The following is a 1,869-nucleotide window of genomic DNA, read 5'->3' as shown; positions in this document are numbered from 1 at the left end:
TTTTTTCAACATTGGCTTTTATTATTATTCCTCTGGTGCATAAAAAGTTTATTAGTCTATCTCCTAAAAACAGAATAATTACAGGTATAATAATAGTATTACTAAACGGTTTGACTTACTTAATTTCGTTATCCACCTATTTTGAAACGCTGAATTCCGAATATTGGAATGTTGTTGGTTATGTTATTGTTACTTATGCAGTTATAATGCTATTTAATATGATTATGATTGAAAAGGTTCTGTCCAATATTAAACAGCGAGATAATTTTCTTCGTTCTGAGCGATTGCATGTGATGAGCGAGCTATCAGCATGTGTCTCTCATGAAATTAGAAATCCGCTCACAGTGACTAATGGTTTTTTACAATTGTTAAGCGTTTCAAAGGATATTACACCAAACGACAAAGTTTATATAGAATATTCTCTAAAAGAGTTGAATAGAGCAGAAGGCATTTTAAATGATTATTTAGCATTTGCTAAGCCACAATCTGTCCATATGGTTCAGTCTACTATGGAAGAGGAGCTCGTATATGTAAAAAATATTATGATGCCATTTGCAAAATTTAACGAAGTGGAAATCGTTCTTGAGTTTCAGAACACAGCGAAGATTAAGTTTGACTCCAATCAAATGAAACAATGCATTATTAACTTAATAAAGAATGGCATCGAAGCGATGAAGGGCAAGGGGGGAGTTCTTCTTGTCCAAGCTGTACAACTCGGAAAACATATTGTTATAACCATTCAAGACCAGGGGATTGGGATGTCTTCAGAAGAAATAAGTCAGTTAGGGAAGCCCTATTACTCTAATAAAAAAGAGGGGACTGGTCTTGGTATGCTGATGGTTTATGGTACAATCTCCAAGCTAAAAGGAAATGTAGAAGTAAAAAGTAAGAAGGGTAAAGGAACGACGTTCACACTGACTATACCAGTTTAAAAAGAGGTGCTAAATATTAGCGCTTCTTTTTTTAGGAAAGAGTCACGTCCAATTAGGTAAGCTCAACTATTAGTGTCACTATAAGCAGTTAACAATATAGGGAGGGTATTTTATGGCATTATTAAATCCAACTCTGTTTGCAGAATGGATTGAACCTCATTCATTCGATTGGTACAACCAGCTTGGCAAACAACAAGGTGAATATACTTATTCATGGAATTCTACTATTTTAAAACCTAATGGAGAAATACTTTTCGATGAGGAGGTTAGAAAAATGATTGCGTCTAAAAAAGTATTAGATGTTGGATGTGGTCATGGAGAATTTGCTATCGAATGTAGCCCTATTGCAAAAGAAATAGTAGGATTTGATGTAACTAACCTCTTTATTGAACAGGGAAAAAGAAAAAAGCCTGAGAATGTCTCGTTCGTGCTAGGTAGAACGAAAAAAGAGTTGCCCTTTTCAGAGGATGAATTTGACTGTGCATATATTCGGAAAGGGCCCACTTCGGGATATTTTGCTTTGACGAAAACCGTAAAAAAAGGTGGAGCTGTACTCGGATTGCATCCTGGTGATGATATGGACAAGGAACTGCCTATTTTATTTCCAAATCTCTTTCAAGCCAAGTTACCAAAAGATTCAACATTAAATGCTATAGAAAAAAGATTACAGACAGCGAACTTTGAGAAATGGGAAATAGAAACGGTGAGCAATATAGAAATACTACACAGTCCTATGGATATCATAAATAAAAGATGTTTTGGACAGCATCCAATCGTGACAGAGAAAATTATAAATGAAAACTTAAAAGAGATTACGGAGATTTTTGGTTTCCATGAGACGAATGGCTTACCTATAACGAACTCTTACTATATTGTTCGGGCAACTGTTTAATCGTTACCAATGAACTTGCTTCTTCTTTCTAAAAGTAAGTTATCT

2 protein-coding genes are annotated in these 1,869 nt (G+C 34.8%); both read left to right on the top strand.

Annotated elements, in window-relative coordinates; all coding sequences use genetic code 11:
* Positions 1-932, top strand: a 932-nt coding sequence (locus AC06OU_RS08705) for an ATP-binding protein (RefSeq protein ID WP_475855239.1), incomplete at its 5' end; no start/stop codon positions are given.
* Positions 933-1,044: 112 nt separating this feature from the next.
* On the top strand, positions 1,045-1,824 hold the full coding sequence (locus AC06OU_RS08700; RefSeq protein WP_475855237.1) for a class I SAM-dependent methyltransferase: 780 nt from the start codon (positions 1,045-1,047) through the stop codon (positions 1,822-1,824).
* Positions 1,825-1,869 lie beyond the last annotated feature (45 nt).

The sequence above is a fragment of the Psychrobacillus sp. genome (genome assembly GCF_056205495.1).
This window is presented reverse-complemented; position numbering and strand designations above follow the sequence as displayed.